This window comes from Prochlorococcus sp. MIT 0603, from assembly GCF_000760215.1.
Classification (GTDB): domain Bacteria; phylum Cyanobacteriota; class Cyanobacteriia; order PCC-6307; family Cyanobiaceae; genus Prochlorococcus_E.
The window spans coordinates 14,878-40,240 of sequence record NZ_JNAW01000004.1 but is presented as its reverse complement, the minus strand read 5'-3'; the positions used below and the strand labels follow the sequence as shown (position 1 = coordinate 40,240).

The 25,363-nt window shown below is 34.5% G+C and carries 36 protein-coding genes; 17 read left to right on the top strand and 19 right to left on the bottom strand.

Annotated features, from left to right (window positions below; genetic code table 11):
* Genes EV07_RS09935 through EV07_RS07205 form a run of 3 tightly spaced genes read right to left on the bottom strand, consistent with a single transcriptional unit; the run spans position 1 to position 555 of the window.
* Positions 1 to 174, bottom strand: coding sequence for a hypothetical protein (locus tag EV07_RS09935; RefSeq protein WP_193742743.1), 174 nt, complete (start codon positions 172 to 174; stop codon positions 1 to 3).
* 37 nt (positions 175 to 211) lie between these two features.
* The gene (locus EV07_RS09930) at positions 212 to 376 is read right to left on the bottom strand and encodes a hypothetical protein (protein WP_193742744.1); all 165 of its coding nucleotides are present in this window, start codon (positions 374 to 376) and stop codon (positions 212 to 214) included.
* Complete coding sequence (locus EV07_RS07205) at positions 373 to 555, bottom strand: hypothetical protein (RefSeq protein WP_036918965.1); 183 nt, start codon at positions 553 to 555, stop codon at positions 373 to 375. The genes EV07_RS09930 and EV07_RS07205 overlap by 4 nt, the downstream gene beginning before the upstream one ends.
* 531 nt (positions 556 to 1,086) lie before the next feature.
* On the opposite strand from EV07_RS07205, the gene EV07_RS09680 reads away from it, so the two are divergent.
* Positions 1,087 to 1,233 carry a hypothetical protein gene (locus EV07_RS09680; protein ID WP_152557633.1) on the top strand — a complete coding sequence of 49 codons (147 nt, stop codon included), beginning with the start codon at positions 1,087 to 1,089 and terminating at the stop codon, positions 1,231 to 1,233.
* Positions 1,234 to 1,293: 60 nt separating this feature from the next.
* Positions 1,294 to 1,488 (top strand): hypothetical protein, encoded by a 195-nt coding sequence (locus tag EV07_RS07200; RefSeq protein WP_036918963.1) that lies wholly within the window; start codon positions 1,294 to 1,296, stop codon positions 1,486 to 1,488.
* A 177-nt stretch (positions 1,489 to 1,665) separates the two neighbouring features.
* On the opposite strand, the gene EV07_RS07195 is transcribed toward EV07_RS07200, so the two are convergent.
* On the bottom strand, positions 1,666 to 2,577 hold the full coding sequence (locus tag EV07_RS07195) for an MBL fold metallo-hydrolase (protein WP_036918961.1): 912 nt from the start codon (positions 2,575 to 2,577) through the stop codon (positions 1,666 to 1,668).
* Between the two features lie 116 nt (positions 2,578 to 2,693).
* Here EV07_RS07195 and EV07_RS07190 point away from each other — a divergent pair, with 116 nt between their 5' ends.
* Entirely contained in the window at positions 2,694 to 3,311 is a 618-nt protein-coding gene (locus EV07_RS07190) for a DUF938 domain-containing protein (protein WP_036918959.1), read from the top strand.
* Between the two features lie 107 nt (positions 3,312 to 3,418).
* Here the strand turns inward: EV07_RS07190 and EV07_RS07185 are convergent, their stop codons facing one another.
* Positions 3,419 to 3,607, bottom strand: coding sequence for a hypothetical protein (locus EV07_RS07185; RefSeq protein ID WP_036918957.1), 189 nt, complete (start codon positions 3,605 to 3,607; stop codon positions 3,419 to 3,421).
* Between the two features lie 300 nt (positions 3,608 to 3,907).
* Here EV07_RS07185 and EV07_RS07180 point away from each other — a divergent pair, with 300 nt between their 5' ends.
* From EV07_RS07180 to EV07_RS07160, 6 genes are all read left to right on the top strand, one after another.
* Positions 3,908 to 4,102: a hypothetical protein gene (locus EV07_RS07180; RefSeq protein ID WP_036918953.1), complete on the top strand. Its 195-nt coding sequence runs from the start codon at positions 3,908 to 3,910 to the stop codon at positions 4,100 to 4,102.
* A complete protein-coding gene (locus EV07_RS10135) occupies positions 4,099 to 4,230 on the top strand; it encodes a hypothetical protein (RefSeq protein WP_152557634.1) in 132 nt (43 codons plus the stop codon). The genes EV07_RS07180 and EV07_RS10135 overlap by 4 nt, the downstream gene beginning before the upstream one ends.
* 556 nt (positions 4,231 to 4,786) lie before the next feature.
* Positions 4,787 to 5,833 carry an amino acid ABC transporter substrate-binding protein gene (locus EV07_RS07175; RefSeq protein ID WP_036918950.1) on the top strand — a complete coding sequence of 349 codons (1,047 nt, stop codon included), beginning with the start codon at positions 4,787 to 4,789 and terminating at the stop codon, positions 5,831 to 5,833.
* Between the two features lie 30 nt (positions 5,834 to 5,863).
* The gene (locus EV07_RS07170) at positions 5,864 to 6,760 is read left to right on the top strand and encodes an ABC transporter permease subunit (protein WP_036918947.1); all 897 of its coding nucleotides are present in this window, start codon (positions 5,864 to 5,866) and stop codon (positions 6,758 to 6,760) included.
* 67 nt (positions 6,761 to 6,827) lie between these two features.
* Complete coding sequence (locus EV07_RS07165; protein ID WP_241434027.1) at positions 6,828 to 7,802, top strand: amino acid ABC transporter permease; 975 nt, start codon at positions 6,828 to 6,830, stop codon at positions 7,800 to 7,802.
* 6 nt (positions 7,803 to 7,808) lie between these two features.
* Positions 7,809 to 8,555, top strand: a complete 747-nt coding sequence (locus EV07_RS07160) for an amino acid ABC transporter ATP-binding protein (RefSeq protein ID WP_036918944.1) — start codon at positions 7,809 to 7,811, stop codon at positions 8,553 to 8,555.
* Between the two features lie 91 nt (positions 8,556 to 8,646).
* Here the strand turns inward: EV07_RS07160 and EV07_RS09925 are convergent, their stop codons facing one another.
* Positions 8,647 to 8,814: a hypothetical protein gene (locus EV07_RS09925; protein WP_193742768.1), complete on the bottom strand. Its 168-nt coding sequence runs from the start codon at positions 8,812 to 8,814 to the stop codon at positions 8,647 to 8,649.
* Positions 8,815 to 9,224: 410 nt separating this feature from the next.
* Between EV07_RS09925 and EV07_RS07155 the strand changes: the two genes are divergently transcribed.
* From EV07_RS07155 to EV07_RS10040, 4 genes are all read left to right on the top strand, one after another.
* Entirely contained in the window at positions 9,225 to 9,464 is a 240-nt protein-coding gene (locus EV07_RS07155) for a hypothetical protein (protein ID WP_036918943.1), read from the top strand.
* A gap of 217 nt (positions 9,465 to 9,681) precedes the next feature.
* Positions 9,682 to 10,023 carry a DUF1330 domain-containing protein gene (locus EV07_RS07150; protein WP_036918942.1) on the top strand — a complete coding sequence of 114 codons (342 nt, stop codon included), beginning with the start codon at positions 9,682 to 9,684 and terminating at the stop codon, positions 10,021 to 10,023.
* A gap of 85 nt (positions 10,024 to 10,108) precedes the next feature.
* Complete coding sequence (locus EV07_RS07145) at positions 10,109 to 10,387, top strand: hypothetical protein (RefSeq protein ID WP_036918941.1); 279 nt, start codon at positions 10,109 to 10,111, stop codon at positions 10,385 to 10,387.
* Between the two features lie 59 nt (positions 10,388 to 10,446).
* Positions 10,447 to 10,671, top strand: coding sequence for a hypothetical protein (locus EV07_RS10040; RefSeq protein WP_036918939.1), 225 nt, complete (start codon positions 10,447 to 10,449; stop codon positions 10,669 to 10,671).
* A 227-nt stretch (positions 10,672 to 10,898) separates the two neighbouring features.
* Here the strand turns inward: EV07_RS10040 and EV07_RS07135 are convergent, their stop codons facing one another.
* The 4 genes from EV07_RS07135 to EV07_RS10205 all read right to left on the bottom strand — a co-directional run bounded on the left by EV07_RS07135 (position 10,899) and on the right by EV07_RS10205 (position 11,845).
* Positions 10,899 to 11,102, bottom strand: coding sequence for a high light inducible protein (locus EV07_RS07135; RefSeq protein WP_036918936.1), 204 nt, complete (start codon positions 11,100 to 11,102; stop codon positions 10,899 to 10,901).
* Between the two features lie 193 nt (positions 11,103 to 11,295).
* Positions 11,296 to 11,403: a high light inducible protein gene (locus EV07_RS07130; protein WP_011125327.1), complete on the bottom strand. Its 108-nt coding sequence runs from the start codon at positions 11,401 to 11,403 to the stop codon at positions 11,296 to 11,298.
* A gap of 38 nt (positions 11,404 to 11,441) precedes the next feature.
* The gene (locus EV07_RS07125) at positions 11,442 to 11,585 is read right to left on the bottom strand and encodes a high light inducible protein (protein WP_036918932.1); all 144 of its coding nucleotides are present in this window, start codon (positions 11,583 to 11,585) and stop codon (positions 11,442 to 11,444) included.
* Positions 11,585 to 11,845: a hypothetical protein gene (locus EV07_RS10205; protein ID WP_413677113.1), complete on the bottom strand. Its 261-nt coding sequence runs from the start codon at positions 11,843 to 11,845 to the stop codon at positions 11,585 to 11,587. The genes EV07_RS07125 and EV07_RS10205 overlap by 1 nt, the downstream gene beginning before the upstream one ends.
* A 538-nt stretch (positions 11,846 to 12,383) precedes the next feature.
* On the opposite strand from EV07_RS10205, the gene EV07_RS07110 reads away from it, so the two are divergent.
* The 3 genes from EV07_RS07110 to EV07_RS07100 all read left to right on the top strand — a co-directional run bounded on the left by EV07_RS07110 (position 12,384) and on the right by EV07_RS07100 (position 13,733).
* A complete protein-coding gene (locus tag EV07_RS07110; RefSeq protein WP_036918927.1) occupies positions 12,384 to 12,563 on the top strand; it encodes a hypothetical protein in 180 nt (59 codons plus the stop codon).
* A gap of 285 nt (positions 12,564 to 12,848) precedes the next feature.
* Positions 12,849 to 13,010 (top strand): hypothetical protein, encoded by a 162-nt coding sequence (locus EV07_RS09920; RefSeq protein ID WP_193742745.1) that lies wholly within the window; start codon positions 12,849 to 12,851, stop codon positions 13,008 to 13,010.
* A gap of 522 nt (positions 13,011 to 13,532) precedes the next feature.
* Positions 13,533 to 13,733 (top strand): hypothetical protein, encoded by a 201-nt coding sequence (locus EV07_RS07100; protein ID WP_036918922.1) that lies wholly within the window; start codon positions 13,533 to 13,535, stop codon positions 13,731 to 13,733.
* A gap of 282 nt (positions 13,734 to 14,015) precedes the next feature.
* On the opposite strand, the gene EV07_RS07095 is transcribed toward EV07_RS07100, so the two are convergent.
* The 9 genes from EV07_RS07095 to EV07_RS07060 form a co-directional block, all read right to left on the bottom strand.
* Complete coding sequence (locus EV07_RS07095; protein WP_152557635.1) at positions 14,016 to 15,398, bottom strand: hypothetical protein; 1,383 nt, start codon at positions 15,396 to 15,398, stop codon at positions 14,016 to 14,018.
* A 267-nt stretch (positions 15,399 to 15,665) separates the two neighbouring features.
* Positions 15,666 to 16,565, bottom strand: a complete 900-nt coding sequence (locus EV07_RS07090) for an N-acetylneuraminate synthase family protein (protein ID WP_036918918.1) — start codon at positions 16,563 to 16,565, stop codon at positions 15,666 to 15,668.
* 96 nt (positions 16,566 to 16,661) lie between these two features.
* Entirely contained in the window at positions 16,662 to 17,858 is a 1,197-nt protein-coding gene (locus tag EV07_RS07085) for an acylneuraminate cytidylyltransferase (protein ID WP_036918915.1), read from the bottom strand.
* 228 nt (positions 17,859 to 18,086) lie between these two features.
* Positions 18,087 to 19,235 carry a hypothetical protein gene (locus tag EV07_RS07080; RefSeq protein ID WP_036918913.1) on the bottom strand — a complete coding sequence of 383 codons (1,149 nt, stop codon included), beginning with the start codon at positions 19,233 to 19,235 and terminating at the stop codon, positions 18,087 to 18,089.
* A gap of 8 nt (positions 19,236 to 19,243) precedes the next feature.
* Positions 19,244 to 19,405, bottom strand: a complete 162-nt coding sequence (locus EV07_RS10075; protein WP_241434026.1) for a DUF5989 family protein — start codon at positions 19,403 to 19,405, stop codon at positions 19,244 to 19,246.
* Positions 19,406 to 19,407: 2 nt separating this feature from the next.
* Positions 19,408 to 19,800 (bottom strand): SxtJ family membrane protein, encoded by a 393-nt coding sequence (locus EV07_RS07075; protein WP_036918911.1) that lies wholly within the window; start codon positions 19,798 to 19,800, stop codon positions 19,408 to 19,410.
* A 2-nt stretch (positions 19,801 to 19,802) separates the two neighbouring features.
* The gene (locus EV07_RS07070) at positions 19,803 to 21,674 is read right to left on the bottom strand and encodes a carbamoyltransferase family protein (protein ID WP_036918908.1); all 1,872 of its coding nucleotides are present in this window, start codon (positions 21,672 to 21,674) and stop codon (positions 19,803 to 19,805) included.
* Between the two features lie 24 nt (positions 21,675 to 21,698).
* Positions 21,699 to 22,592 (bottom strand): sterol desaturase family protein, encoded by an 894-nt coding sequence (locus EV07_RS07065; RefSeq protein WP_036918905.1) that lies wholly within the window; start codon positions 22,590 to 22,592, stop codon positions 21,699 to 21,701.
* A gap of 529 nt (positions 22,593 to 23,121) precedes the next feature.
* A complete protein-coding gene (locus EV07_RS07060; RefSeq protein WP_152557850.1) occupies positions 23,122 to 24,189 on the bottom strand; it encodes a glycosyltransferase family 10 domain-containing protein in 1,068 nt (355 codons plus the stop codon).
* A 299-nt stretch (positions 24,190 to 24,488) separates the two neighbouring features.
* Between EV07_RS07060 and EV07_RS07055 the strand changes: the two genes are divergently transcribed.
* Complete coding sequence (locus EV07_RS07055; RefSeq protein ID WP_036918899.1) at positions 24,489 to 25,187, top strand: 2OG-Fe(II) oxygenase family protein; 699 nt, start codon at positions 24,489 to 24,491, stop codon at positions 25,185 to 25,187.
* The last annotated feature ends 176 nt before the right edge of the window (positions 25,188 to 25,363 follow it).

Here is a 25,363-nt window from a genome sequence, read left to right as displayed (position 1 = left end):
TCACTTTTTAACCTCAATAATTTCATAGTAAGGACGGTCTTCATAATCAGCATCAGAGCAGCAAACACCTTCATAGATTCTTTCTAGTTCGTCATATGCATCTTCGTAGTTGTCAAAGGTTTGAGAAGTAATCGCGTCTTCCTCTCCATCGTGTCTGGTAATGCAGTATTTCATTTCCATTTATAATTAATAGGCTGTATCAATTAATTTATCAATTATTTTTTAGCTGCTTGTATTCCTCATGCATTGCACCAAGCTTCAATGCATCCAGCAATCCTGTAGGCCCTTCAGTGAGCAGTTTCAGGTCCGAAGGGTGATGGGCTTTCATCTCTAGGAATTCTTCTTGCCAAGAGGTGTCCTTCCAGTTGGTGCTCATTCTTGAATTACAGAGAAGAAAAGCCCCGCAAAAGTAGAAGCTAGAAGTAAAGCTACCATCACTAAGACAATGATTTTGGTAATATGGTTAGACATACTCTTATTGTAATTCAAGAGATAAAAGTCAGTAATGCCAACAGTAGAAGCAACTAATTCAGCAGTTGGCACTTTTGCCTTCATTTTATTTATAGCCTCTAGTATTTATCTGGTCTGGATGTTGCAGAAGTTTTTTAATAAAAATGATTGAAACCCCTGCGAAATGATTTTTATATAAATTCTTCGGATAATAAGTAATTTCGTTAGACTCTTATCATTAGCAGGAAAATTGGAATTATTACTAGGCAAGACAATAAAAAGAGTTGAGCTTGATTATTTTAAGTGAAAATGTAATCTTGAGATTAAATTAAACTCTTAACTTAAGATGGCTAAATTCTGGAGGCTTTTTACATCTGACTATGTGCAAAATTTTGTTGATTCAGTATCAATACCTACTAGCGATGAGTTAGCAAAATCTTATGTGAATCCTTTCTCAAAGGAAGTTAAGCTTCATAAGGAGAGGATGAAATCTTTTTTCTAAGAAGTATTTGTTTCTATTCATTTACAGAATAGTACTAGCATTATAGATGGTATCTTTGTCTTCCGCTCGACAGGCTGCCTCGTTTGTCTGAAGCTAGTTAATACATTTAAAACAGAGCTACAGTTGAGGTTTTAATGAACAAATTTATTAATTGGCATAAGTCAATACTTGAACGTGTTCAAAAGGAAATGGGCTTATCTAATTACACACTGTATTGGATGGCTTTTCTAGAAGGTGCATTAGTAATGTGGATCATTATAAAGGTGGTTTCTTCTATGTAGTAAAAACCCATACCTTCTCAACGAAAGTTAAGTTATTTTGATTTCATCTGATTATTTACTATGGCAATCGACCCTGAAGTGATTCAACCTTCAAGTTCAGCGGGTTTTAATGCAACCCCTTTTATTCCTAAATGGGCTGTCTATTTCCTATTAGGGATTGGAGTATTGGTTGTTGTAGGGATCCTAAAATTTATGCTTCCTTTCCTTTTGATGTGTTTGATGTTGGGGGTTATTTGGAGGCAGGCGATTAAGTAGTGGGTTGAAGACTTGAGAGCATTTTATTTCAGATTTTGCTGCAATTACTTCTGGTGGGCTTTATGAAGTTTTTATTCTCATTAGCTTTAGTAGTTGAATCAACACCTCTTTCAGATTTTCATCTCTTAATTAAGGGGACTACCAGTTTCCTTCCTTTATGAAAAGAGAGCTTATTGACTACAGAGAAATATTTGATAGTGGCTTTCCCATGTCCTTTTCATATTGGAGTGTTTGTTCAACAGCTGCCTTCCATTCGCCTTCTTTAAAGTGTTTGGCATGTCCATGTCCAGGAAGTAACCATCTAACGTCAAGATCTTGGAGCTTTTTGATTGATTTTAACTGCTCAGCCCAGCTCCACCAGCAATAATCTTTTGATGCGACTAGTGCCTGCTTTTCAAGATCCCACCAGAGATGGTCACCACTAAAAAGTATTTGTTGTTGATCGTCAAGTAAAATCACTATTGAACCTTGAGTATGCCCTGGAGTGGGAATCAGTTTAAGATATTGTCTTAGTGAGAGGGTTCTCATCCCTATTAATGTATTCTCTACATCAGGTGCAGCATCAAGATCATCTTCGTGTATCCATCTCTCACATCTCAATGACTGAGACCATTGAGCATGATCGGCAACATCGTCTCGATGTGTGAGTATCATTTGGCTAATACCGCCCATCTTTAAAAGTCGTTTAGCGAGTATAGGACTCCAACGTGGCGAATCAATGAGGACATTCCCATTATTACTTCTTATTAGCCAGCTACTTGCCCCAAAGCTCTTTCGAGAGCTCCAACCACAGTAATAAACCTCTCCTGAAGAATATTTTGTTACGAATATTGGAAAAGTATCAGTTGAGCAATCTGCTGTTACTTCTTTTGAGGCTCCAATTGCTGATACTGGGCAATCGAGTAAAGCTAAGAAGGCTTTTTGAATTTCTTTTGTCCCATTTGGTTGCGCATGAACGTAAGCAGTGTTCCTATCTGGTGCAAAATGCTTAGGGTCTATTCGCCAGCAACTACCACAATCAATGCAGCTTGAATCTACAAAAAAAGGACCAGCTATATTTTTCTTTAGTCGGATTTTTTTTAGGTCCATGAGATGTATCTTTTCATGGATTTATTGCGTTGACTTTTAAAATATTCGAAAAAGTAAGAATAGATTATGAAAATAGATTTTCCTTGCGAGTTATATTTTGAGATTGGCGTGTCAACATGGATGAAAGACTTCTTTTTCCAGCAACCCAACGAAATAGAGATTCCATAGCTGAGGTTCTTTCTAAGTTTCTCACTCAAAGCGGATCTGTTCTAGAAATTGCAAGTGGGAGTGGGGAGCATGGAGTGATATTTCAAGAAAGGTTTCCTAATATTTGCTGGCAAACCAGTGATCCAGAACCCTCTCATAGGAAAAGTATTAGTGCCTGGATTAATCACCAAGGGTTATCACATAAGATGCCTCAGCCTATAGACCTAGATGTTGAGAGAAGACCTTGGCCCGTAACTGTTGAATTACAATCTTCTATTAAACTCATCGTGTGCATAAACATGATCCACATATCTCCATGGTCATCTACAGAAGCTCTTTTTGAAGAAGCAGGAATTCTCTTGAAAAAGGGACAGTCGTTAATCCTTTATGGACCTTTTAAAATTAATGGGGAGCACATTAGTGAAAGCAACTCGAGATTTGATAATGCATTGAAGGCTCAAAATTCATCTTGGGGTGTGCGTGATTTGAACGAGGTTAGTGAAATAGGAATGAGAAACAGATTTGAAAAACGCGAGGTTATAGTTATGCCTGCCAATAACTTCTCGGTTGTTTTTCAAATGAGCTAATTACAAATATTAATTAAAGATTTCAACTAGATAATCGTGTGAAATCAAGATGATTTGTTTGAGTGGATTTAGATTTTAATTGGGTACTTTTACTTTAGATCCCAGGATTAACGACCTTTTGGCAAGTTCTTTTTTCTTCTGGCTTCATCATTGTCTAATGTGGTTTTAATTAGATCTTGATAACCACCTTTAGCAGAGCTGTATCCAAACATTAATAGAAAACCTAGCCCAGCAATTAAAATGACGCCTATCTCAACTGGGTTCAAGCTAAGTGCAACAGAAAAAAAACTAACCATAAAATTAAGCAACCATAGAATTATGTTCTAGCTCGATTACTTTATAACGGCATTCATAAATGCTACCTGGCAATAAAACAAATATTTCTTGATTATGGTGAGGTTAGTAAGCACTTCTAAACCTTGCTAAATAAGTCGTACAACCTATCTAATAATTATAGATAAAATTGTTTGGCGATCTATTTAAAAACCTTTTATGCTTTCTGAAATTTAAATACACAGTGACAAAAATCTTTACTTTAGTATTTGCTCTTTCAATTACCACTACTCCTGTTTTCGCTTGGGGTTGAGGCGTCGGAGATGATTGCCCAGATTTCAAGGAAAACTAAGCCAAGCGAAAACAGAGCAACTAGAGGAGAAAGGAAAGCAGTCTTCGATGTAAAAAATAATAGTAGTAAAGCAACCTTTTGTTTAGAAGATTCTTGGTTAGTAAAATTAGCTACTTCAGTTTTCTCTTGCCCTGATAGTTTCTTTAAAAAGTTAAAAAACAAATGAGTGAATTTGCAGTTATTTCTTATTCAGTATTCATGGCGTTTTTAGGAATGGCTGTCATATTCTTTTCCGTTGAAGATGATGATGATCAAGGTGGCGGAAAGATGATGCCAATACCTTTAAAGAATTAAGCAAGACTTTTTACCTTGATTTTCTGATTGTCGAAACCTCTCTAAATAATCAGTGTGGTTATATTTAATACTTATTTTAATGGCGTTACTCTCTTTAATAACCATATGAGAGTGATTTTTTTATTCATAGTAAGCATTTTCCCTTTAGCTACAGGGAATGTAGGTTCATTACCACCAAGAAGACCAGTGCTTAGATCAAGTGGACTCCTTAAACCTTCTTGTACGAAACTTTTAAGACGAACATTTGTTTTGAAGGATTTTGTGGCTTAGATTAATTTACAATTGTATTTCCTTATAACCTGAGACCTATTGGCACGATTGCTGTTTTAATCCTCATAGACCATAGAAGGAATTATTGACTATGCGATTTGACTAACCTTTGTATTTAAAACCAAAGAACGAAGCTTGATAAAGATCTAATCACAAGGAATGTTATTACTGGAAAAATTAAGCCTAAAAATAAATTCATTCAATTAAGAGGAAGCTCTGGATTTGAATTTCTTGTTTACATAAGAGCAAAATTTGACGAAGATTTAGTTAATGATTCATAGGAAACATGTATCGCGTCATTTCAGGAATAGTTGCCTTTTCTATGCTATTAGCAGGCTGTGCAACAAGAAATCAAGAAAATATCTCCAGACTTGATTTGATTAAAAAGCGCAATGAGTTGAAATGTGGCGTAAGCGGAAAAATACCTGGATTTAGTTTTTTGGGGAGCGATGGAAGTTATAAAGGCTTAGATGTTGATATTTGCAAGTCATTTGCTGCAGCTTTTTTAGGTGATGCAACAAAGGTGCAATACAGACCTTTAACAGCAGCAGAAAGATTTACAGCCATAAAGACTGGTGAAATTGACTTGTTGTCGAGAAATACAACTTTTACTCTTAGCAGAGACTCTTCAGGAGGGAATGGACTTGCTTTCGCACCAGTTGTTTTTCATGATGGACAGGGCTTGATGGTAAAACGAAGAAGTCGAATTAAAAGCATTAAGGGACTTAGCGGTAAATCAATTTGTGTGGGCTCAGGAACAACAACTGAGCAAAATATTAACGATGCTTTTGAATCCAAATCATTCCCTTATACACCAATTAAGTATCAAGACCTTAATCAGGTAGTTGCTGGCTATTTGCAGGGTCGTTGCTCAGCTATGACCTCTGACCGCTCTCAATTAGCTGCAGCCAGGTCCGGCTTTAAGAATCCAGATGATCACATCATCCTTGATGATGTTCTTAGTAAAGAACCATTGTCGCCAGCTTCTGATGGTAGGGATTATCAGCTTGCAGATGCAATGCGATGGGTCATTTTTGCTCTTATCTCTGCTGAAGAACAAGGGATAACAAAAACCAATATTGATGAAAAAGTGCAAATAGCAAGAGATAATCCTCAGCTGAAACCGTTAAGAAGATTTTTGGGTATAGAAGGAGATCTTGGTGAGAAAGTCGGCCTTAGTAATGACTTTGTTGTTAAGGTCATTGGCTCAACTGGTAATTACGGCGAAATTTATAATAGACATCTTGGCCCAAGTAGTGAAGTCCCAATTCCAAGAGGATTGAATCACTTATATAGCAATGGAGGTGTTCATATATCACCTCCATTTAATTAACCAAATAAATAGATTTCGACTTTATCCGTAATGAATGCAAGCAAGAATATTTATATTCAATGCGTGGTATTAGCATGTGTGATTTTCTTATGCGTACTATTAATCAATAACTTAACTATAAATCTTGCAAGATCTGGACTCGAATTTAGTTTCTCTTGGTTATTCAGACCAGCAAGCTTTGCATTAGCTGAACACCCTTTGCCGTATTCGGCTTCAGATAGTTATGCATGGGCTTTATTTATGGGTTGGCTAAACAGTCTTAAAGTGATTTTTAGCTCATTATTCTTCGCTACTTTTATTGGAGTATTTATAGGCTTATCTAGGATTGGTAGTAATTCATTACTGGTGATGGTTGCGGCATGGTATATCACGATAGTTAGACAAACGCCGCTTTTACTTCAGCTTATGTTCTGGTACTTTGTGGCCTTTTTAGGGCTAAAAGATAATATTTTTGCGCCTATAAAAGGTTTCCTGATTGTTTCTAATCAAGGCATAGAATTATTGGGGCTTCATCTGTCTTCAGAGTTTTCAGCATTATTATTTGGATTAAGTGTCTTTACTGGAGCTTATATTGCTGAAGTGGTTCGTGGCGGGATCCTTTCAGTCCCAAGAGGGCAATGGGAGGCCTTTAGGAGCCTGGGATTGTCTGAAAGTATTGGACTTTATAGAATAATAATACCCCAATCACTCCCCGCAATTATTCCAGGTCTAACAAGTCAATATCTTAACCTTGCTAAAAATAGTACTTTGGCAATCGCAGTTGGATATTCAGATATTTATGCTATTAATGATACAGTTATAAATCAAACTGGTAGAGCTATAGAAAGCTTTGTCATATTATTAGTTAGTTTCTTGGTCTTAAACTTATTAATTAGTAATGGGATGGAAGTGGTTAATAAAATTGCTATGAATTCTAAAAAAATATAGTTTACTTATGTTAAATAAATTAAATAATCTGATTGTTCGATTGCTTTACAATAGCAAAAGAGTTTATATGCCTGATCTTATCAATTGGCTGCTAACTTCCATTATTCTTTTGATTATTGGCTTATGTTTTATATTTACTTTGAAGTGGCTGATATTTACTGCGAATTGGAAAGTTGTAACTCAAAACCTTCCTTTATATGCTTTCGGTAGTTTTCCGCCTAATCAAAGGTGGCGGCCAGCTATTTGGATTTTTAGTCTTCTGATTCTTAGCGTTTTTACACTAATTGGACCTAATTGGGGATGGTTTCGTAAGGGCTTGCCTCTGGCATGGGTAAGTACTATCCCACTAGGGATTTATTTGCTTTCAGGTGGATTTGGCTTGTCATCTGTCATGAGTAGTAATTGGGGTGGGCTTTCTCTAACTATTCTTTTGACAGAATGTAGTTTGTTCTTTTCATTGCCCTTGGGGATATTCTTAGCTCTTTGCAGACAAAGTAAATTGCCATTGGTCAACAGTTTAAGTTCGATATATATAGATTCGATGAGAGCAGTCCCCTTGATTGCAGTGCTTTTTTTTGGTCAACTGCTTATCCCATTATTTCTTCCTATAGGAATACAAGTGGATCGTGTTTGGAGGGCAATTTTTGCCTTTACTTTATTTGTCTCTGCATATATAGCTGAAGATATACGCGGCGGACTGCAGGCTATCCCAGATACACAAATAGAAGCAGCAGAGACTCTTGGTTTAAACCAATTTCAAATTACCCATTTTGTATTAATTCCTCAGGCTCTAAGAATTGCCTTGCCAGCCCTGACGAATCAAGCTATTGGCCTTTTTCAAAACACGTCTTTAATGGCAATTTTAGGATTAGTAGAATTGCTAGGTGTTGGTAGAGGCTTATTAGCAAACCCTGAGTTTATTGGTCAATATATTGAAGTCTATATTTGGTTGGCGAGTGTTTATTGGTTGTTTTGTACATTTATGGCTATTATTGGTAGACATCTTGAGCATAGAATGACTCTTGACAAGGGGAATCTATGATTAATTATGGAACCTATCGTTAGGGTTAAAAATCTTTCCAAATCATATACAAAAGGGATATATGCACTGGATAATATTTCTCTTCGTGTTGATCAAGGGAAAGTACTTGTAGTAATGGGTCCTTCCGGTTCAGGCAAGAGTACTCTAATTCGTACGTTTAATGGTCTTGAATCTTTTAATACAGGCGAACTAAATGTTTTAGGGATTCGTATAAACCCAAAATATGACGAGCGAAAAATCCGTCAGATTAGGAAGAGAGTGGGAATGGTTTTTCAACAATTTAACTTATTTCCTCATCTGTCAATCTTGGAAAATATAACTCTTGCCCCAGTTCAAGTTCAGAAACGGCCAAAGATTGAAGCTGAAGAGCATGCTATGTATCTTTTGAATCAAATGGGAATATCTACACACGCAAGTAAATATCCAAGTCAACTCAGTGGGGGTGAGCAGCAACGAGTTGCAATAGCAAGAGCTTTAGCCTTAAAACCTGAATTGCTTTTGTTTGATGAGCCTACCAGCGCATTGGATCCCGAGCGTGTGAATGAGGTTTTAGATGTGATGCGGAACCTTGCAAAACAGGGGATGACAATGGTTGTTGTCACGCATGAAGTTGCATTTGCAAAAGAAGTTGCTGATCAAGTCCTTTTTATGGATTCAGGTAAGGTGATAGAAACATCTACCCCAAATGTTTTTTTCTCTAATGCAAAACATGAAAGAAGCAGGAAATTCCTTAACCAGATAGAGAATAAATAATTTTTCGCTCAATAGATGACTTTGAAAGGCTGCGATTATTGTTCGAAAGAATTTCTTACTTCTTAGAGATACTACTTTGTGATATATAAACCTAATGAAACGGCTTCTTCAAGCAAGGTTCAACAAGTTGCTTTCTTGTATCGAACTCTTCTATAAAGCAAAACGCACTGCTGTTTTTATTTGCGATTTCAATATTATGAAAACCATCCTGTATTATTCCAACGACTTTGTCAGGGGTAACATTGTTTTTTTGCCCCACTAAAGATTGAATAGATCAATCTATTTGTATCAAGATGAACAACGCTTAACACGCCTGACTGTTAAACTTTTTATGTAGTTATCGCTACACAAAACGTTCAACTCGCTTTGTTTGCGAGCCGCAGTTCGACTCAAGCCATGGAACGGGGACTTGAGCTAACACGGAAAATTTCAATGTCCCTTATTTATAGAGGAAAAATCTACTCACAAAACAAAGAAGTAGGTTTGAAGAAGCATGTTCTCCTTACCTATCGTGGTAAGCAGTATCAAAGTTGAGTTAGTCAATTCTCTATTGTGTAAAGAGCCCTAGTTTCAGGGCTCTTTTTTAATGACATACGGTTTTCGCTCCTTTTGCTGGCTCACGAAGAGCTATATCTATTTATATGATTCATATTAGCCTGTAAAACATCAATGACTAAAGAGAACAAAATCGAAAAGGAAAAATGCGGTAGCAAGAAAGGTGTAATGCTTGCTTACGGTGTAATCCAATTAGGTACTGGTATTATTTCTGCTCTGGCTCTTGCAACTATTGCTTTAAGTTTCTGTTCTGTTAAGCAGGAATCGAAGCTGTTTACCGAGTGTGTTGAAGAAGTAAAAGAAAATGGTAAAAGTTCTTCTCAGGCGGTTCATTTCTGCAATGGAGGTAGATAGGTTACTTCCGTCAATCTCTTTGACAGGGGACGACTAAATTAAAACCATTAGGAGAACGATTTATCACTAGTAGACATTCTTTTGCTGATATATTTTAGTATCTATGAAACAGAGGATAAATCATGAGATTTTCACGAGAGTCATATTGAAGGTGGATTTTTCTTTTTCAGATTGGTAATGCTCTAAGCTGAAAATAATTACTTTCCTTGACTTTTTAATGGATAAGAAAGGTGCTAAGGGCTATTGGATTTCAACTTCAACAGTTATCAATCAAGAGTTGTTTGCAGACTATGTTGACAAGGTAGGTCCTTGGCTTAAAGAAGTTGGTGGCGAAGTCTTTGCCAAAGATACTGAGCCACAAGGGAAAGAAAGGACAAAAGGTGCAAACCTAGCGATTATTTGCGAATTCTCATCTATGCGAGCAGCAGTTGAGGCTTATGAATCTCCTGCTTATCAAGAACTTTCAAAGCTTAGAAATGCTGCTACTGAAAACGGAACTTTTACAATTATGGAAGGAATGGATGAATCTACAAAACTTAGAAGAGCTATGGGTAAATAAAAATGATTTGGTCGACATTATCTAGAATGGTCATCGCATATACTTTTGCTTATATTCTCTATATAAATATTTGAAGTTTTCATAGATGAACCCAATAGATGCCATTAAAGAATTACTTAAGACCTTTGGCAAAAAAAGAAACTACAAAGACAGATCTATGAAACGAGTATTTCAATGGAAAAGATATTTAGAATGGGATAGTTTAACTCATCAAGAAAGGCTTTCGGCTAAAAGACTACTCCTGATGCCACTAGCTGCTTATTTAGTATTTACCTTTATTAATCAATATGCGTTTGCTCTTATATTTATTATCTTTCTTTATTTAGCATATAAAAAGTTTGAAAAAGGAAAACTCACAAAATAGTAAACCAACGAACACTTTGCCCCTGATATAAATAGGTATACCTGTGATTAGTTGCTTTTATGAGGAAGTATGGCGAGGTTCTGTATGCTGATCCTGCACCTGCAGATATCTATCAAGAATCTTGTTTACACTTCATATATTTTGCAATTGGCTTTGCTTGGATTCCTCAGGCATTCGTTTTTCCAGTCAATACATTTAGTTTGTTCAGGTATGGGCAAACGGTAGTTAAAATCATGCATTCTCCAGAGGTCGCTTGTCGCACAGTTAAGGATGGTGAAAGGTGATACTAACTGCATAGCCCTCCTTGCTTAGTGATAGCTTTATAGGAGGACTTGTTTATTGACTCAAGAGAGCTTATACCTATTGCTTTTTGATTCGACTATAATTGGTAGATATCACTATTAAACATTCTAAATGATCTGGATAAAATCAGCAAATTCTACTTAACTCAAAAAATAATCATGGCTAAGCGAGTGTTGCATACTTAGCTAAGTTGGAATGCTAGTTATTGTTAGAAAATTCCAGGAATCGCTTGACCTGTTGAAATGTATGAGCCTAATAAGGCTATGAATCCAATCATTGCCCAGCGACCATTGGCTTTTTCAGCTTCCTGTATATAGCCTGAATAGTTTTCTATTAGCTCTGGCTGAGCTTCAACAGGAAAAGCATTTTGACGATTACCTGATTCAGTAGTGACGTAAGGAGAGGAATTCATTGGAAAAGTGATGTTTAAAAAATCCCAGGGTTAATTTGACTTGTAGTGGTGTAAGCACCTAAAAGGGCAATTAAGCTAATAAAGAACTTGTTTATGCCCATTTGAAGGTTCTCAAACGACTATGTATTTGAGATTTTTTGTAAGCAGCCTGAACAAATTGCTGTAAAGGCTTAAAAGGATTACATTCCATGGCTTAAAAAATGCCAGGAATGATTTGACCTGTTGTGGCGTAAGCACCAAATGCGGCAACGAAGCCAAGCATTGCTGCCCAGCCATTAAATTTTTCTGCTTCAGGAGTCATGAGAAAATAAAAGTGATTGAAAAATGAGAAGTAATTGCTTAGAGATATCCAGGAATAATTTGACCTGTAGTGGTGTAAGCACCTAAAAGGGCAATTACGCCAATTAGTGCAGCACGCCCGTTGACCTTTTCAGCTAAAATTTTGCTGGTTTCAAGTGAGATCGAAGGCTTTGAATTTTGCATTAGAAAGTGCCAGGGATGATTTGACCAGTCACTAGGTATGTACCTAGAAGAAGCATGAATCCAATCATTGCGGGTCTTCCAAAAGCAATGTCTAAGACTGAGGTGTTTGCTTGATCCATGGGAGGAATTAATGGATGTAACGAAATATAACGAACATTGTTAACTAGTGTGAAGGGTTGATGTTCGATTTCCTTATTGGCATACTGTCGGGCGATCTGAGCGCGCAGTGCGATCGCTCTTATTAATTTTGTACAAGACACTTAGCTGCTATGGATGCTATTTGGTTATAGCAACCCCTGTCCTGGACTCTTATACCTCTCTCCTAAGTCTTAAGGCACTTCTTTTAGCTGCTTCCCCAGAGTCTCTTTTGATTAATTGGGATATTCCTTATTCCTAAAAGTAACTTGCCTTGAGATGCCTTTCCATACATATTGTTCTGCAATCATTCTCTTTGTCCCCAAGGGAGCAATATGTTGTGCATTCTAGGTAAGCATCTATAGGATCCCGACCCTCTTCATGACTCTCTTTGTTAGGTATAGTATTCATACTAGGCTCTCTAAAGTTTGTTATCAAAGTAGGGCTTTTTGTATAATTAGCAATCCGCATTTCTTACTAACTCTCGTTGCTTTTTAAGGAATATGAGGATACAAAAACTCCTAGGATTAAATTTCTCCATGAACAAATTAGTTATCTACTTTTCAATGACGCATGATCCGATATTGCAAAACATGCGCATCAATCAAATAAAATAACTAGAAATCTCTTATAAATTGGGATTTGCTTTTATTAAATTGAAAAATGAATCGTTTACTTTTCTCATTAGTTGATGCTTATCAAAACCAAATGGATGCGAGTTATCAAGAGAAATCAATGTTGACTAACTTGTTTACTGAAAACAAATTTTGGGGATGGGCTGGCTTAACTGCAATAGCTATTTCCATTGCAATGATTTTGTGGAGTTTCTACCCAAAAAATTAATTGAAATAAAAAACGATCGTTTAACTAAGACATTTTATTCATCGAAAGGCCTTGAGATAAACCATGTTTTTGTAAAGCTAAAAAAACATCGACTGCGAAAAAGTTCAAACCTTACATAATTAAAGAAGGATTGATAGCTAAATGGACTTACTTAAAACAGTTGTGCTTTGCCTAGGAATAGGTTGGTTGCTTTCAAAAATATTTTTCTTTTTATTAATTCAAATGGGTTCAGGCAGTACCGTTCTATGGGGCCAGTGAGAAACAGTTAAGTCTGTATAACTATCTATGAATAACATCACTAAAATTGTAAGGATCGGAATCCCAACAGCAATAGGTGTGGGAGTTGCTTGGCTAGGAGCAAGGATAATCCAAAACGAAAGAAAATTAGTTAATAGAAAAATTGAATTAGAGCTTCAACTAGGCAATAAGGCTCTTAAAGGCCCTTAAGCAGCTTTGCTCTGATGTCTATTCCCCTTATGTATAGATAGGTCAATTGTCTGACGAAAGTAATTACTCTCTTGAGTTTTATACTTGAGCAGCTCCTTATATAGATCGGGGGCTAATTCTGCCATCTTTGCGCTATGCCTTTGAGGCACCAGTGGCCTTAATGATTTAGCGATGATTGACATCTAAAACTTTATAGCTTGTGTTTGTTATATCAACTGACTCAATGCTCGCCATAGGTAAGAACTACGATTGACTAAAAGAATCGTTGAACAATAAACATTGGTTGATATTATTCAAGGGAACTCCACCTTTAAAAGCTTTGCATGATAAGTCCTTTTCTCTTTTCAAGTAAAAGTCAAATCCCCTCTTCTCATTAAGAGCTGTCTTTAGAGGTTGCTTTACAGCTCACTGAAAGGCTCTTAGATTTTGTATCTATAAACACTGAGCATAAAAAAATATCGTTTATAATTTATATCTATCTAAAGGTCTTGCTTTAGGAATAGACGTTTAATTAGGAATAAGATGCAAATACCAACTCATTCAAACAAGGCAGGAGTATTAATGTCTACAGCAGGGCTTAAAAAAGAGTTCGCAGAGATAATGCTTCTAGCTGATCAAGCAAGAGGAAGGAAAGAAGCTATTGGCCTTTTTAAAAAAGCAAATTCAATTAAAAAACGTTTGCATAAAGTAGAAACTGAACAATATCTCCCTCATAATGGATAAGATTAGCTTGAGAATTATTTCTGCAGCAAATTTTTAAATAAAAAGATTAATGGAGTTTCCTGAATTAAATGATGCAAATAACTTCCAACTGTATACGCCTTTTATTGGATGGCTTGCAATTTATATTGGATTAAGACTTCGTATTACTCCTTCTGAAAATGACAAATAATTTTTTTGTTTTTCAACTTAAAGCTAAGCTTGTTAGATTTATATACTATTTTAATATATGGGAATGATCATTAATTTCATGCAAATCATCTATAGATTTCTAAAACTAAAAAATCACCTTAGGATATTGTTTATTTGAGCACTTAATAATACATACGCTCTCCTTAAATTGAATTCAATTGGGTAGCTTGATAATCTATCTATCCTCCAGATTAGTTTTAAGAGCTTATGGCCTAAGCTAGTAGAAGGATTGTTCTTAAGTATATTAACGAGTTTGTACCTGTCATCTGCAAATTCACCTGATAGATAAGCAAACCATTTAGATGCATTGTATTTTTCTCTTGATATCATATTAGTACTGGTTTTATTATCAATTAGGACTTTCTTCATACACTCTTCTGCAGTATTAAATCTTGGAATGCATACTGTGTCTTGATAGAACGCATTGCCTATTAGATATGACCTTTTGCCCAATAGAATACTTTCAACACCTGTTGAACTGCCGAATGTAATATTTGCGATGCTATTCTGCATTAATGCATATGTATCAAATAGAGAATCCCCAGACAATATAATTACGTTTTCTTTTTTATTAATATATCTATTAAGCAAGTAATTCTCTTCAAATGACTTCGATTGATTTGGATGAATCCTAACAACAACTTGTATTGAATTAGCCTTAGATAAATTAATTATATCGCTGATCATTTCTAATGGATCGATAAGATTAATCCCAATTGATTTTGCCCAAACTTTTTGCTCATCATATGAATTGGTTAGGACGCATATGTAATTTTTGGAAAGCGCTTCTGGCAGCTTACTTCGTATTTGCCTTTTATTAAATAGTTCATAAGCTATGAATTTCTTTGACCTCTTATACTCAATGAATTTAGATGCAAAATCAGCCAATTCTTTATGACTCACTTTAGATAATTCATTTTCTATACTTTCTTTAAGGCTTTCAGAAGAAAGTACTGCTTTATTTTTGCTGTAGTGTAATCGAGCCCTCGCAACTGTATCATAGGTAATGAAGTTAATATGATTGAAAATACAAGAAATCGAAACTGCTTTGGCGGTAGGAAATCTGTTATTGAAGAAATAAACAGTATGATATTTTCTAGCTATTATCAGTTCATTGAATGACTTTTCCAGTTGGGAACAACTCAGGGATATGTTATTAATTTGTTTTCTAACCTTGGGATGGTTGTTATACTTGTCGGATCGATATAAACTAAGGAATAAGTTTTCTACAAAAACATGGTATGAATTTATTGATTTCTCATTTGTCTTTATATTAGATGTTTCTAGGTATATCAGGTTAAGAGACTCTTCTTTGCATATCGATTCAATTTTAGACAAGCCAATTTCATGTATGTACCTTTTCCCATAAGGATTGATCTCTGTTGCAGTAGGGCTTGATAATACTATTATGTCCTCTATCCCGAATATCTTTGCTGTTTGTATGTCAAGATTAATGATTTCGTTAAAAAGAGGCAAGTAAATAAAAAGAGCCTTCTGATTACTTCCCATATAACAATATGATACATATATTATTTAAATATAGCATTTTATTTTACTTATTGAAAATTCGTTTATGGATTGCATCTCTTGTTTTGCCCTCAGGTAAAATCTTTTTTATTGCTTTTTAATATCTTCTCCATTTTGTACAATTATAATAGTTAATCAATTCAATAAGATAATCAATATATAAAGCATTTATATTTACTAAATATAGAGAATTATATTAATAACAATAATTACAAGCTATAAAAAATCTATATTACTGTTTATATGTTTATGAAAGCTACGGTTATGCCTTTCTGACTCCAATACACCACTAGGCCTTTTCGTAAGTGATTTTTGTGCTGCTTTTAAGTCACGGATTAACTTTCTTAGCCCTCCAGGCTCTAATGATGCTGCATGGTCAGTCCCTTTCCAAGTCCTGTCAAGAGTGAAATGCCTTTCAAAATAGGTCGCTCCTAACGTATAAGCACATAAGTCAACAGCAATACCGTTGTGGTGTCCAGAGAATCCTATGGCATGACATTTATCTTTAAATCTATTGAGGAGGTAAGTGATGTGTTCCAGGTGTAAGTCTTCAAAGGAACAAGGATAGTTGGATGTACATAAGTACAGAACAGTGTCTTTAAACTTGTTGTTTCTTGTTAATAAGCCTTCTAGTGAGTTTAACTCTTTCTCTGTAATCATTCCCAATGAAATATGTATCATGCCTTTTTGGTTTTTACATAAATAGTCTATTAATTCCTCATGATTATTATGAAAAGATGCTACTTTAATGTGCTTTAAATTTAAAGAGACAAGGAATTTGGCCGAGGTAAGATCAAATGGAGTACAAGAGTAGTGAATACTATTCTGTTCGCAATATTCCTTCAACTCTATATGCTCACCGTCTGTTAATTCAAGATATTCTCTATGCTTTCCGTAAGTATCTCCATAGCTATTGTGAGGATTAGGGTGAGGACCTGTATATATTTCAGGCCTAAGGGATTCTTTGACATTTCTTTTTTGGAATTTTGCGCATGTGGCACCAGCTGCCTTTGCTTCAAGCACTAACTTTTTAGCAATTTCAAGAGAACCTTTATGATTGCATCCAATCTCTGCTATGACAAATGGATCAGATCGCATTCGATTTATGAGATTCATTAAATCTATTATAAACCTAACTTTATCACCTTTGCTTAGGACTTATCAAAAAAACTAAATAGAGACTAATTATTTAGCTCTATTCCTAAATAATTTTCAATGCTTTTCCTTAAGATTAGTAATTAAGTCGCAAACTTCTCTTATGCATCCTCTACCTCCTGAGTTCTTTGTTATTAAATCAGCAATTTCTAGCACATTTTTATGGCTGTCATTAGGACAAACGAATATAGAAGTTAGTGATTTTACTGAAATATCATTGCTGTCATTTCCTATGTAAAGTATATCTTCCCTGGAGTAGCCTTTTATGCGCATAAAATTATTTAGAGATTTAGACTTCTCTTCTATTGATTGTACATAGTTTATATTTAACTTCTTTAGCCTGTAGGTTATTGATTCATGTAACTCAGATGTTATGACAAATAATTCAATCCCTAAATTCCTTATTAAGCTTATTCCGAGACTGTCATATTTACTGCAATAAACTGTTTCTTTCCCATTGCAATCAGTAGTTACCATATTATTTGTAAATACACCATCAAAGTCCATTACAACAGCTTTAATTTTTTTGATTTTGCAACTTAATAAATTACCAATATTTTCTTTGTATTGGTTTTTAGCAATTGTATTAGCAATATCTAAATCTTTATATTCATCTATTTCTAGATATTGATTAAGAGTTTCCACATTGACAGGCAAAGGATTTGTCCCAAATCTTGATTTGGAATTTATTAGAGCATCTCTTTCTATAACATATACAGAGCCTAGTTCTTTAAATATTTTGCTATTAATATCTTGCCTTCTTTTTCTAGGTTTATCAGATGCATGATTTAATCCACTGCTCTTTTTGTTCTTTTCATCGTATTTCCATATAAATGAATGACTCAGATGTGCAGCAAATGCTGCATCATGCTCTTTACGATTGATTTTAAAAATATTTACTACATGATCAATTTCATCTGCAGTAGTAAAAGGAGATGTGCATTGAAGCAGCAAGAACAAATTAACTCTGCCCTCTTTTGTTTCTATATTCTCAAGTGCATGTATTAATACTGGATCTGTACTGGTATCGTCCCTGGAAAGATCTTTACTCCTCTTGATAGCGATGGCCCCATTTAAAGTTGCGTTTTCTAGGATTTCATTGCAGTCAGATGATACGTAAACCTTGTCAATATTTTTTGAGGATTGTGCAGCTTTTATAGTCCTTTCAAGCAGAGGAATGCCTCCAACACATTGCAAATTCTTCCTCTTAATGCCTTTGGAACCTCCCCTTGCTGGAATCAACGCGATATTCATAATATATCCATATTAAACATCATTATATTCATTCTTGCTCTCAGAAGCTAATTTTCTTTTAGATTAAGTATTATTTGAACTCTTTGATTTATGAATGCATACTTGATCCAATTAGGCTAGCTATATCTATATTTTAACAGGAAAATATTTTTAGAAATGGATGTACTATATATGCATTTTAATCTACTTATTTCCCTGTTGATAACCAAATCTAATGTAAAGTTTGAATTAGTTTTTTATTGATTCTAAAATTATTTCTGCTGATAATTTAGCGCCAAGAGGTGACCAATGACCATCGCATGATAAGAAGAATTCCTTATGAATATATTCTTTGTTATCTTCTTTTAGTATTCTGAAGCCGTCAATGAAAGTAAAATCTTTATTCTTTTTAGAAAAGTTAATCAAATCCCTTTCCCACTTAGCGATAGGGCGTGATTCTTTATTTCTATAATTATTTTGGAATGCATAATAGTCTGGTATACCGAGCACAATAAATTTTTCTACACCTCTACTTTTCGCAAGTTTATAGGTTTTTTTTATATAAAAGATAGCGGCATTTTGCTGCTCAATAGAATGCCCTATATAACGAGGCTTATTATTTAGTCGTTTTACATAACTGGTTAATTTTAGATTCTTATATAGACGAATAGTATTGAGTCTTATAGATTGCGAGGCTATAAAATTATGGAAACCTGATCTTGCAAGATTAGACCTTTTTTTTGCATCCTTTGGGTATATAATAGGGTATGAATCTAGTTTGTTATTAACATCATAATAGGGCCTATATCTAGGCTTCTTTTTGAATAAATTCAGCTTCCCCTGCCCGCTATTGGAAATACTTTCAAAATCATTGTCTGTAAAGTCATTTGAGGGTAGAAAGCCCATTACAATTGTTTTATGAGGCAAGTTAGAGCTTTTATATTTATAAATCAAATAATATTGAAGAGGCCCAGTTTGATAACCAGTCCCAAGGTTAAATACTTTTTTTCCGGAATACTTTTGTAATTTAGATGTGAATGTGTCTTGGTGGTTAAGGCCATGACCTTCTATGAAACTATCACCTAAAGCAATTATAGAATCACTTGAGAAATTTGGCCCATAGTTCTCTATATCACGAGCACCAATGTTATTAGAATTATATATAACATCAAAGCAACTTTTAACATGTCTATCTACAAAATTGTTTTTATGCCATGCCCCCCATTCACTATTCTCTGTTCTCCAATGCAGGCCTTGATGAGAAATATGTATTGGCTTGTTTACACCTAGCTCTGAATATAGGTCTTGTATGATACCTGTATTAAGAGAGATGGCAGATATTGCTTCAATACTAAGTAGACTAAGTAGTGATGGAATAATTATGTTTTTAGTTTTCATTTTACGCTCTAAAATAGAGAATAAATAAATGGAGCCACTACGGAACCTTGAGTAAAGATAATTAGGGATCCCATTAACACAATTGTGATAATTAAGGGTGCTAGCCAATATTTCTTACGAACTCGTAGAAAGTCCCATATGTCTTTGGCTAATTCTAAAAAAGATTCCATAGCTAGAAAATGCGTCTTAAATCTATATCAACATGGTTTTTGATTTCACGATAGGAAGAGACATTGCTCTTTTTTTTTCTCAATGGATCGTATCCTAAAGCTCTCATTACGTAAGCAATGGGTTGCAAAACAACAAGAAATATTAACCCAAGAATTAGGTGACTGTTAATGAAGCCTAGGCCATGTCCAATAGCCATCCACCCTTTGTATGGGTAAAGAAGAACACTTGGCATAAAGATTCCTATGAGGATAGATGGAATACCAACCCAAATAGTCCAAATTCGAAATGTATGACCTGAAAGTACAGGTAAGATCCATCCAATCAGAATAGGTAATCCAAATCCAAAAAGAAAACCAAATTCTCGCAATCGTTTCTTGTGAATTGTTCTATTCATAATTAATCGAGTGCAAATTGCTGCATCCAATTTTCATTTTTCTCTTCATTTAATTGATCATTCTTAAATAAGATACGGTTTTGAAGAATAAGTATGTCCATTTCTGTTCTCATAAAACAGCGGAAGGCATCTTGTGGAGTGCAAACAATAGGTTCTCCTCTTACGTTGAATGATGTATTTATAATTGCGGGGCAACCAGTTCGTTCTTTAAAAGCAGTAATTAACTTATGATAGCGGGGATTTGTTTTGCTACTTACTGTTTGGATCCTTGCAGAATAGTCAACGTGAGTAATTGCAGGCAAAGATGATCTGGAAATATTGAGCTTTTGTATGCCAAAAAGCTTTTGTTCATCACTTGACATTGCTTTGCGTAGTTTCTTCTTAATAGGAGCAACCAGAAGCATATAAGGACTCTTAACATTCATCTCAAATTGACTGGCAACATCTTCTTCTAAAATCGATGGTGCAAAAGGACGAAAACTTTCTCTATACTTTATTTTAAGATTTAGTTTTCTTTGCATTTCTTTATTGCGTGGATCACCAATAATGGATCTTCCCCCTAAGGCTCTAGGCCCGAATTCCATAGGCCCATTAAACCAACCAATTACTTTTCCGTATTCAAGCTCTTGCGCAACTTTCTCAAAGAGTTTGTCATCTTCTAGGGTTTGAAAAGTAGCATTAATTTTTTTTAAATAACTAATAATCTCATGATTCGAAAACTCACAACCAAGATAAGTCCCCTTCATTGAATCATTAGGGTTAGCTCTTCTTGGTTTATCAAAATGTTGGTGCCACGCAACAAGTGCTGCACCTAAAGAGGAACCAGCATCTCCACTTGCAGGTTGAATCCAAAGATCATTAAAGATTTCTTCTTTCAGCAACTTTCCATTTGCGACGCAATTCAATGCGACTCCACCTGCAAGACAGAGATTTTTAATTCCGGTTTCTTCTTGAAGCGATTTGGCTAATTTTAATACTATTTCTTCAGTAACAACTTGAATAGATGCGGCTAAGTCCATATGGAACTGAGTTATCTCTTTTTCTTTTTCTCTAGGAGCATTTCCAAAAAGATTGTGAAACTTCCTACTAGTCATTCGGAACCCTCGATGATATTTAAAGTAATTAATATCAAGCTTAAAAGTTCCATCTTCTTTAATATCAATTAGGTTGTTTTTGATTTTATCTACATACTTTGCCTCTCCATATGGTGCTAGACCCATTAATTTATACTCACCAGAATTGACTTTGAAACCGCAATAATATGTAAATGCAGAATATAAGAGACCAAGGGAATGTGGAAAACTTATTTCCCAAAGAGGTTTAATTGTATTTTGACTGCCAATCCAGGCAGATGTTGTAGCCCATTCTCCTACTCCATCCATGCAAAGTATTGCACTCTGTTTAATTGGGCTTGGATAAAATGCAGCTGCAGCATGAGATAGGTGATGCTCTGAGAAGAGTAACTCTGGAATATTAGGTTTAACCTTTGGGACTAGTTCCTGTTGAAGGCCTTCAAATTGTTTTTTAAGCTCTGATTTTAAAAACAGCTTTTCTTTTAACCAAACTTGCATTGCTGCAATAAAAGAACGCAAACCTCTTGGTGCTGTTGCAAGGTATGTCTCTAATAAACGTTCAAATGTTAGAAGCGGCTTTTCGTAATAAACAATAGATTTAATAATACTTAGGTCAATATTTTGAGATTCAAGACAGTACCTAATTGCATTAACAGGAAATCTAGGATCATGCTTCCTTCTTGAGAATCTTTCTTCTTGAACTGCAGCAACAATTTCTCCGTCACGAATTAGAGTAACTGCACTATCATGATAAAAGCAGGAGATTCCTAATATATAGATTTTATCTTTTAAACTAACCATGTTATTTGTTTAATTAAGTAGGTTTTATGCCATTACCTTTTTAATACGGCGTGTAAGCTTCAATACAGGTAAAACAGTAACAGAATATAAAGGATGATGCTTGTTATACTCAGTATTATGAACACCATATGACTCTATCTCTTCTAGGTATTCCTCACCAAGATAGGTTCCAAATACTTTATCCCATATCACTATGTCATTTGATAAATTACAATCAAAATGTTTAGGGTTCTCTGAATGATGAAGCCAATGAAGAGCGGGGCTCATTAATATATATGAGAGAGGTTTGGGATAAACCATCTTTAAGGATGAGTGTCCTAGAAGCCCATTTAAATCTTTTATAATCATATAGGCAAGATATATAAAGAATGGGAGCATTAAATCTTGTTTAATATATTCATTTAGCAACAAGCCAGATAATGCAGTTATTGGGACAGTGATTGGGAAAGTAAATACCTCATCTAGAGGACTTTCCCTATTAATGGATAAAATTGTCATTTTTGTAGAGGAGTGATGAAGTTCATGAAAATCCCATAAAAGAGGAACTTTATGAGCCAATCTATGTCCTATATATTGGGTTAGGCTTTCCATATGTATAACTACCATAACTCCGATAGTGGCTACAAATATGGATGATTCATATGGTATATACTTCACATAAAAATCATGAAACCAATCACCAATCTCATTGTTTATAATTGAAAATCCAAGTGTAAAGAAAGTGATTAAGAATGGTAATTTTCTTAATACAAGTGAGAAAGTATAATACCAAATATCAGCATATTTATGCCCTTCTCCTTCACTCATCTTCCCTAAGCTTGTCTGCTTGAAATCACCTTTTCCCCTATCATCATTAAAGAAGAACTCAAAGATTGTAATAACAGATATAGGAGTTACTATTACAATTAAACTAATCAAATTAGATATTAAAAGATTCCTAAATCCATTTTCATTGATTTTAGAGAAAATAGAAATTAAACTAATATTATTGAATTGAATGAAATTTATTTGGGGAAATAAATAACAGGTTTCCCAAATTGATTTTAAAGCAAAAGGAATTAGTATTACTAGCTAGCTTAAATTTGGCGCAGTCAAATTTCTGATTAGGTTACTCCCTTTGTATTTCTTTACTTCTGGCTTTATTGACATTCGAGCAATTTATTTTATGGTTTTGCTTATTTTACACTGGTTTCAACGAATTCGCTTATGTATAGGATGTTCATAAGAATCTTTAGATCTAATTTCAATGAGTTGATAATGCCATAAGTTCTTGGACCTTTCTAGGTAGTGGTTTTGATCTTAAATATGTTGATGAATAGAATGCATGATTAAGATTGATAAGTTGGTTTCACTGGGCTTTTAATCCTTTTAGAGCTTCTGGCTATAATCTTTAAAATCTTTTTTCTTCGAATACACTGGAAAAATAATTAATGCCTTATTTAGAACACTAATAAAGTTCGTATAGGCTTTCAATTAAACATTTAGTAAATTTATCATATCTATATTCATCTGCTAACTCTGATATAAGATAGTTATATATATCATTTCTATATTTTGACAGCTCTTCTTCAGAGAATGAGTTTAAGTAATTTGTTAACTTGTTTATATTAGTTTCTTTCTTGATTTTAATAAAAATATTATCAGGAATAGAGGAATATTCGCTTGGACCATAATAAATTGGTATACAACCAATTAACATTGGATCAAATATTTTCTCTAAAATAATATATGGCCTTCCTATATATGGTTCTATAGCAAGAGCGAAATTATAATTTTTCATAGTATCTTTTTTAGATTTGATTCTTCCATTACTAATAATTTTTTGATGATTAATATTTATAATCCATTCTATTATTTTTTTTATAGGCTTAACTCTAGAAATTAATGCAGCGCCGAATAAATCCATAGGGACTGTTCTTCTGCCCCAGCCTTCTCCAAAAAGAGAAAATGATATCTTAGCATTGCTTAATATCTCTACTATATTTCTTCTTAACTTATAAGTAGAGAGAGGGTTTACCGATGTCTTACCAGCTCCAATATAACAAATAGATTTAACTCTATTACCCGCTAATATTTCGCTTTTGCAATTAATTATATCTTCTTTATTAGGTATTCCTGGTTGTACAAAACACCTTGTCTTGTAGAATCTATATTTAAAGTTGCTTTCAATTGTATTTACACAGACCATGCTAAATAAGCAAGGTATATTCATCATAAAACGATTTCTGCCACATGGAGTCTCCTCTAGGATCAACAATATTGGTATCCTTTTAATACAAATGTTGTTAATTAATATTGGTATTAAATCTGTTATCCTTGGAATGTCCCAGATCATTAGAACATCATATTCAGAATGAAACTTAGTTCTATATTTCTCAAAAGTTATACCATTAGACTTTGCTTTTTTTTTAAGCTCAACGTAGCGAACACCTCCATTTTCCCTGCACGAGTCATACTCATGATCAAATGATTTAGCATAAAATGAAATATATGCTACTCTCATTTTTTCTTGCAATGCTTTCCGCTATTTAGCTAAAATGGTAGCATGAATATGAGCTTTAACCAATACAATATTAATTAACTAACCCCAAGACATTAATCTAATTCAGATCGTTTTATAATACAAAAGTAAATTGCATATAATTCATATGAATTATATGATTCATATAACTTCTATGTTAAATCATATTAGCAATTCAATAATCTTAATAAAATTCCTATCACTTACCAACTCCCTACATGTAAAGTATACTATGAATTTACTCAACAAAAGTTGAGAGACCGCTAAAAAAAGTAATCTCCAAGCTCTGTGTAATGGCTAATAGTCCTGACAGGATAAATACCAATCAATGTTCTGAGCTGCTTAGCGAGGCTGAGATGAATCGCTTATATCAACATGGATACCTTGTAATTGACAATTTCTTGCCAAATGATTTATACGGTCAACTTTTATCAGAATTAAAAACTAGTTCAGTAGAATGTCACTACCAAGTTCGCCCCAATCATTATAGCCATATCTTCTCGTCAAACATTCAAACCCTTCCTGGAGCAGATGAGCCCTATATAGCTAAATTTTCTTTAATAAAACAACGAGAAAAGCTAGAAACCTTGAGAAAAGTATTTCTAGACTATTTAACTCCAATTCTAAAAGCTGCCTCACAAGGAAAAGCTAAATACTCCCTATTTCCAGCAGCCGTTCGTATGCGTTCTGGAGATGTATATCGATCACACCATGATGGTTTTGCTGGCATTGTGGGATTTTCCTTGTTTGTAAATGAAGGATGGAGTTGGGATTATGGAGGCATTTTGACTTATGTTCGGGATGAATTTACAGCTGAAGCAATATTCCCTCAATCAAATCGATTGGTTTTAAGAAACGAGACAATGAAGCATTTCCATTTCTTGAATACTGTTGAACAATATTGTCCAAAAGAGCAATTCTTAATTTTAGGCTGGGCTGATAGCAAGGCTGCAGACGCCTCTAAATCTCTAGGCTCATATCATGAATTCTGACTTAGTAATTGGCAAAATCTATTAATAGAGTTCTTGATATAGACAAATTCCTAAAACATTTTTCTATAATTTAATCGCTTGAAAAGGTTAAACACTATCTATCAAAATATGTAGTAATTATTAATTAATCTGATCTAAAGTTATTTAGATTTGTATATCGGTATTCATAATAGCTC

Bases quoted from the DNA above. Each gene is read 5' to 3' on its own strand.
- EV07_RS09935 (WP_193742743.1), bottom strand. From the start codon at position 174: ATGAAATACTGCATTACCAGACACGATGGAGAGGAAGACGCGATTACT.
- EV07_RS09930 (WP_193742744.1), bottom strand. From the start codon at position 376: ATGAGCACCAACTGGAAGGACACCTCTTGGCAAGAAGAATTCCTAGAG.
- EV07_RS07205 (WP_036918965.1), bottom strand. From the start codon at position 555: ATGAAGGCAAAAGTGCCAACTGCTGAATTAGTTGCTTCTACTGTTGGC.
- EV07_RS09680 (WP_152557633.1), top strand. From the start codon at position 1,087: ATGAACAAATTTATTAATTGGCATAAGTCAATACTTGAACGTGTTCAA.
- EV07_RS07200 (WP_036918963.1), top strand. From the start codon at position 1,294: ATGGCAATCGACCCTGAAGTGATTCAACCTTCAAGTTCAGCGGGTTTT.
- EV07_RS07195 (WP_036918961.1), bottom strand. From the start codon at position 2,577: ATGGACCTAAAAAAAATCCGACTAAAGAAAAATATAGCTGGTCCTTTT.
- EV07_RS07190 (WP_036918959.1), top strand. From the start codon at position 2,694: ATGGATGAAAGACTTCTTTTTCCAGCAACCCAACGAAATAGAGATTCC.
- EV07_RS07185 (WP_036918957.1), bottom strand. From the start codon at position 3,607: ATGGTTAGTTTTTTTTCTGTTGCACTTAGCTTGAACCCAGTTGAGATA.
- EV07_RS07180 (WP_036918953.1), top strand. From the start codon at position 3,908: ATGATTGCCCAGATTTCAAGGAAAACTAAGCCAAGCGAAAACAGAGCA.
- EV07_RS10135 (WP_152557634.1), top strand. From the start codon at position 4,099: ATGAGTGAATTTGCAGTTATTTCTTATTCAGTATTCATGGCGTTTTTA.
- EV07_RS07175 (WP_036918950.1), top strand. From the start codon at position 4,787: ATGTATCGCGTCATTTCAGGAATAGTTGCCTTTTCTATGCTATTAGCA.
- EV07_RS07170 (WP_036918947.1), top strand. From the start codon at position 5,864: ATGAATGCAAGCAAGAATATTTATATTCAATGCGTGGTATTAGCATGT.
- EV07_RS07165 (WP_241434027.1), top strand. From the start codon at position 6,828: ATGCCTGATCTTATCAATTGGCTGCTAACTTCCATTATTCTTTTGATT.
- EV07_RS07160 (WP_036918944.1), top strand. From the start codon at position 7,809: ATGGAACCTATCGTTAGGGTTAAAAATCTTTCCAAATCATATACAAAA.
- EV07_RS07155 (WP_036918943.1), top strand. From the start codon at position 9,225: ATGACTAAAGAGAACAAAATCGAAAAGGAAAAATGCGGTAGCAAGAAA.
- EV07_RS07150 (WP_036918942.1), top strand. From the start codon at position 9,682: ATGGATAAGAAAGGTGCTAAGGGCTATTGGATTTCAACTTCAACAGTT.
- EV07_RS07145 (WP_036918941.1), top strand. From the start codon at position 10,109: ATGAACCCAATAGATGCCATTAAAGAATTACTTAAGACCTTTGGCAAA.
- EV07_RS10040 (WP_036918939.1), top strand. From the start codon at position 10,447: ATGAGGAAGTATGGCGAGGTTCTGTATGCTGATCCTGCACCTGCAGAT.
- EV07_RS07135 (WP_036918936.1), bottom strand. From the start codon at position 11,102: ATGAATTCCTCTCCTTACGTCACTACTGAATCAGGTAATCGTCAAAAT.
- EV07_RS07130 (WP_011125327.1), bottom strand. From the start codon at position 11,403: ATGACTCCTGAAGCAGAAAAATTTAATGGCTGGGCAGCAATGCTTGGC.
- EV07_RS07125 (WP_036918932.1), bottom strand. From the start codon at position 11,585: ATGCAAAATTCAAAGCCTTCGATCTCACTTGAAACCAGCAAAATTTTA.
- EV07_RS07110 (WP_036918927.1), top strand. From the start codon at position 12,384: ATGAATCGTTTACTTTTCTCATTAGTTGATGCTTATCAAAACCAAATG.
- EV07_RS09920 (WP_193742745.1), top strand. From the start codon at position 12,849: ATGAATAACATCACTAAAATTGTAAGGATCGGAATCCCAACAGCAATA.
- EV07_RS07100 (WP_036918922.1), top strand. From the start codon at position 13,533: ATGCAAATACCAACTCATTCAAACAAGGCAGGAGTATTAATGTCTACA.
- EV07_RS07090 (WP_036918918.1), bottom strand. From the start codon at position 16,565: ATGAATCTCATAAATCGAATGCGATCTGATCCATTTGTCATAGCAGAG.
- EV07_RS07085 (WP_036918915.1), bottom strand. From the start codon at position 17,858: ATGAATATCGCGTTGATTCCAGCAAGGGGAGGTTCCAAAGGCATTAAG.
- EV07_RS07080 (WP_036918913.1), bottom strand. From the start codon at position 19,235: ATGAAAACTAAAAACATAATTATTCCATCACTACTTAGTCTACTTAGT.
- EV07_RS10075 (WP_241434026.1), bottom strand. From the start codon at position 19,405: ATGGAATCTTTTTTAGAATTAGCCAAAGACATATGGGACTTTCTACGA.
- EV07_RS07075 (WP_036918911.1), bottom strand. From the start codon at position 19,800: ATGAATAGAACAATTCACAAGAAACGATTGCGAGAATTTGGTTTTCTT.
- EV07_RS07070 (WP_036918908.1), bottom strand. From the start codon at position 21,674: ATGGTTAGTTTAAAAGATAAAATCTATATATTAGGAATCTCCTGCTTT.
- EV07_RS07055 (WP_036918899.1), top strand. From the start codon at position 24,489: ATGGCTAATAGTCCTGACAGGATAAATACCAATCAATGTTCTGAGCTG.